The 3,904-nt window shown below is 46.0% G+C and carries 5 protein-coding genes and 6 tRNA genes; all 11 read left to right on the top strand.

All coding sequences use genetic code 11. The features are described from left to right. Positions 1–96 precede the first annotated feature (96 nt). The 11 genes from ABRS97_RS27795 to ABRS97_RS27745 all read left to right on the top strand — a co-directional run bounded on the left by ABRS97_RS27795 (position 97) and on the right by ABRS97_RS27745 (position 3,706). A tRNA-Glu gene (locus ABRS97_RS27795) sits at positions 97–171 on the top strand. Between the two features lie 13 nt (positions 172–184). Continuing rightward, positions 185–260: transfer RNA gene (locus ABRS97_RS27790), tRNA-Val, on the top strand. Positions 261–335: 75 nt separating this feature from the next. Next, positions 336–412, top strand: a tRNA-Met gene (locus ABRS97_RS27785). A gap of 30 nt (positions 413–442) precedes the next feature. After that, a tRNA-Asp gene (locus tag ABRS97_RS27780) sits at positions 443–519 on the top strand. Positions 520–534: 15 nt separating this feature from the next. Further along, positions 535–607: transfer RNA gene (locus tag ABRS97_RS27775), tRNA-Lys, on the top strand. 11 nt (positions 608–618) lie between these two features. Continuing rightward, positions 619–703 (top strand) — tRNA-Leu (locus ABRS97_RS27770). 143 nt (positions 704–846) lie between these two features. Then, positions 847–1,098 (top strand): DUF1450 domain-containing protein, encoded by a 252-nt coding sequence (locus tag ABRS97_RS27765; RefSeq protein ID WP_367816375.1) that lies wholly within the window; start codon positions 847–849, stop codon positions 1,096–1,098. A 114-nt stretch (positions 1,099–1,212) separates the two neighbouring features. Next, entirely contained in the window at positions 1,213–1,722 is a 510-nt protein-coding gene (locus ABRS97_RS27760; RefSeq protein ID WP_367816377.1) for a ferritin, read from the top strand. Positions 1,723–1,856: 134 nt separating this feature from the next. Beyond that, complete coding sequence (locus tag ABRS97_RS27755) at positions 1,857–2,459, top strand: GyrI-like domain-containing protein (protein ID WP_367816379.1); 603 nt, start codon at positions 1,857–1,859, stop codon at positions 2,457–2,459. Positions 2,460–2,527: 68 nt separating this feature from the next. After that, entirely contained in the window at positions 2,528–2,986 is a 459-nt protein-coding gene (locus tag ABRS97_RS27750) for a hypothetical protein (protein WP_367816381.1), read from the top strand. A gap of 21 nt (positions 2,987–3,007) precedes the next feature. Next, positions 3,008–3,706: an AIM24 family protein gene (locus ABRS97_RS27745; RefSeq protein WP_367816383.1), complete on the top strand. Its 699-nt coding sequence runs from the start codon at positions 3,008–3,010 to the stop codon at positions 3,704–3,706. The last annotated feature ends 198 nt before the right edge of the window (positions 3,707–3,904 follow it).

The raw sequence follows: 3,904 nt of genomic DNA, 5'->3' as shown, positions 1-3,904 counted from the left end.
ACGATTGGAAATCGTGTAGGCGTCACAAGCGTCTCGAGGGTTCGAATCCCTCTCTCTCCGCCATAGATATCTCATCTAATATAAGCCTGTTTACGAGGCCCGTTGGTCAAGTGGTTAAGACACCTCCCTTTCACGGAGGTAACAGGGGTTCGAGTCCCCTACGGGTCACCATTATTACTCCCATGGAGGCTTAGCTCAGCTGGGAGAGCATCTGCCTTACAAGCAGAGGGTCGGCGGTTCGATCCCGTCAGCCTCCACCATTTTTAAATCAAACAATATCGTTAGATCATACATATTTCGATATTCTTTTGGAGACTCTAAGAGAGTCATACTGACGCGGGGTGGAGCAGCCCGGTAGCTCGTCGGGCTCATAACCCGAAGGCCGCAGGTTCAAATCCTGCCCCCGCAACCAACCTCTTTAATGAGAGGGAATAGCTAGTGTGGAGCCGTGGTGTAGAGGCCTAACATGCCTGCCTGTCACGCAGGAGACCGCGGGTTCGAATCCCGTCGGCTCCGCCATTTTTTTATGTATGAGAGTCATTAGCTCAGTTGGTAGAGCACCTGACTTTTAATCAGGGTGTCGTAGGTTCGAATCCTACATGACTCACTTTGGTTTTCGCGGTCATGGCGGAATTGGCAGACGCGCACGGTTCAGGTCCGTGTGGGCTAACCCCCCGTGGAGGTTCGAGTCCTCTTGACCGCATCAAAAAAAGCTTCCATTGTCCTTCTACAAGGGCACTGGAAGCTTTTTTTTGGACAATTCTCCTTATTTTTTAATTGACATTGATAATTATTATCATTATTATCGTTAGTAGCAGCATCAACCTGGGTGCGGAGAGTGAACGTATGAAAACGATTAAGTACTGTTGCAGAAACGAAAAATTCGGCTCGAAACAAATATATAAATCTTTAAAAGAAGAATTCCCTAATGTAAAGCAAAAGAAAAAGGACTGTCTGGGCAATTGCAAACATTGCAAAAAAGAATGCATCGCCATGTTAGGGAAAAAAGAGCTGCTATGCGCGGCTTCACCCGATTTGCTGTACGCCCAGCTCAAGCAAATTATTGCTGAATCCAGGGCTGAAAGCGTGACGATATGAATGTAGATCTGCTGAAGTTGTTAATTCCGTTTGTATTTCTAGGTGCAGTTCTGGTAATCTTGTATGTATGGGGAACACGTAAAAGATAACCGAACTGAAAGGGTGTGTGCAACAATGTTAAACGATACACTGACTGAAGCTCTTAATGAGCAGATGAACTACGAATTTTACTCCGCGCACGTCTATTTGGCTATTGCAGGTTATTGTGCAGCTGAAAGCTTGGATGGTTTTTCGAACTTTTTTATTGTACAAGCGGAAGAAGAAAAGTTTCATGCCATGAAGATATTTAAATTTATTAATGACCGCGGTAAAAAAGTGTCGTTTGCTGGCATGGACACGCCGAAGAATCAATACAGATCCATCTTGGACGCATTTGAGCATGCTTTTGAGCATGAGCAAGAAGTAACAAGACGCATTTATCAGCTGTCAGATTTGGCGCTGAACGATAGAGAGCACGCGACAATGCACTTTTTGAAATGGTTTATAGATGAGCAAGTTGAAGAAGAAGCAATGTTTGACAGCATTATCAATAAGCTAAAACGGATTGATCAAGATAGCAATGCATTCTTCATGTTGGATGCAGAGTTCGCACAGCGCACGTTCACCCCTCCTGCTGCGGAATAATAAATGAAGCATGAAGCCGAAAAGCTTACTTTTTCACGAAATTGTGTGAGAAAGTAGGCTTTTTGCTTTTCGCTAACGTATAGCTGTCAGTATTCGTTTTGTATACTAGAGCAAACTAGACGGAGGTGCATTCCATGGAAAAGCTGGATCTTGCTAAAATGGATAAAACTTATTACACCGCTCCAGATCAACCGCAGCTTGTTGACTTTGATCCTATTTCTTATGTCACGATAGGAGGAAAAGGGGATCCAAACGGACAGGCCTTCGCAAACGCGACTGAGGCGCTTTACACGCTTGCTTATAGTGTTAAAGGTATTAGCAAGAAGGAGGAGCAGGACTTCACTGTAGCGAAGCTAGAGGGCTTATGGTGGGTAGAAGGAGAACGTGACGCTATGAAGGTGCCCAGAGACGAGTGGAATTGGAAGCTGATGATTCGACTTCCATCCTTTGTAACTAGCGAGCAGGTACAAGCTGCACAGGAAATCGCGCTCAAGAAGAAAAAGGGGCTTGAGGAACTAAAGTGGATTCAATACGAAGCTATCCACGAGGGAAGGTGCGTGCAAATGATGCATATCGGCCCGTACTCGACAGAGAAGTTGACTGTTCAGCGTATTCAGACATTCATGGAGGAGAAAGGATTGAGTCCAAACGGGAAGCATCATGAGATTTATTTGTCTGATCCAAGGAAAGTGGATCCAGCGAAGATGAAGACTATTTTGCGCTATCCTGTGAAATAGTAGAAGTGGTTAAAGAGCTATTTTTGCGGTAAACTGAAAGAAATGCCGCTAGGGTTGGGAGGACGGGAATGGGACTTCGCAAAGGCTTTTGGCTAAGTAACATAGGCATCGTAATCCTGGTTGTGATGGGTGTTACAGCTTATTCTTCAACCGTCCATGCCAACTGGCTCGACCGGGTCAAGGATATCTATCAACTGCCCGAAAATGTGGAACAAATTCAGAAAGATTATGAGGCGACGAAGCAGCAACTGCAGGAACAAAAGGACAAGCTCTCAGAGGCTGTGCAGCGCTCACAAGATACGGAAGAAAGGCTTCTTGCCCAGAATCAGCTGTTACAGAAGGAGAACGAGGAACTACAAGAGCGATTAAGAGCAATGGAACAATTGGCGTTGGAGAAGGATAAGCGAAGCCATAGAATTATGGTGATGGTGCTGACGGCCTCAGCGCTAGTTGTGTTTTATTTTGTGCTGGGACGCATGTTCCGCTTTATCGTATGGCGCAGGCAAAGGCATAGAACGAGGTCTTGAGTGAAAGGTGGAGCGCGTAGGATGAGGGTATCGTTCGAACAAGGGGATCTGCACGCGCGGATGGCAATGTTTGACCTCGAGTCAGAGGAATCCGTGCATGTACTGCATCCGAACCAAGTTGCAGCCTTTCAAGGCAAATCCGAGCAGCGAGAAGACACTTTCATGAAGCTGCCCGGCATGTATCGAAAAAAGCGGCTTATACAAGCGCGTTTTTACGGACCCTCTCAATTCATGTTAGGGGTACCCGGGGGTTACAGTATGGCCGTTATCCCACTTGAGGGTGATGAGGATCTTTTATATGAATTCCGACATGTGTTATTTTATACGGAGGGCGTTACTGTAACTACCCATTTGCAGAGTGTTAAGAACACATTGATTACGCAGGATTTGGTGAAAATGCAGTTTAGGGGTCCTGGAACATTAGGGCTTCTGACGACGGGTCCGCTATACCAGTTGGATCTGCATCCTGAAAATCCGCTCTATGTAGACACCAACTGTCTCGTTGCGTACCCAAAGAGCGCCAATCTGCGATTATGCGTCTACGGGAATACACTGGCCAGCCAGCATATGAACTATCAATGGGAAATGACCGGGCAGGGGAAGGTTCTTATGCAGCCTTGCAAGCCAGATCGGAAGCTGGACGAGCACATGCAGGGCGATGGTTTGCTGCGGCGAATTCTAAGAGAAGTTTTGCCGTTTGGCGGCGTTTTTATTAAGTGAGTGTTAGCGGAAAAAATTGTTAATAAACTTTTTTGAAAAAACATTTGCTTTTATTCCGAAATCCTGATATATTATTCCTTGTCGCCTCTGAGACAGACTTGCAGAGAGACGTAGAAAGACTAATAAATACCTCATATGCGGAAGTGGCTCAGGGGTAGAGCATCGCCTTGCCAAGGCGAGGGTCGCGGGTTCGAATCC

Source organism: Paenibacillus tabacirhizosphaerae (genome assembly GCF_040812395.1).
GTDB lineage: Bacteria > Bacillota > Bacilli > Paenibacillales > NBRC-103111 > Paenibacillus_E.
This window is presented reverse-complemented; position numbering and strand designations above follow the sequence as displayed.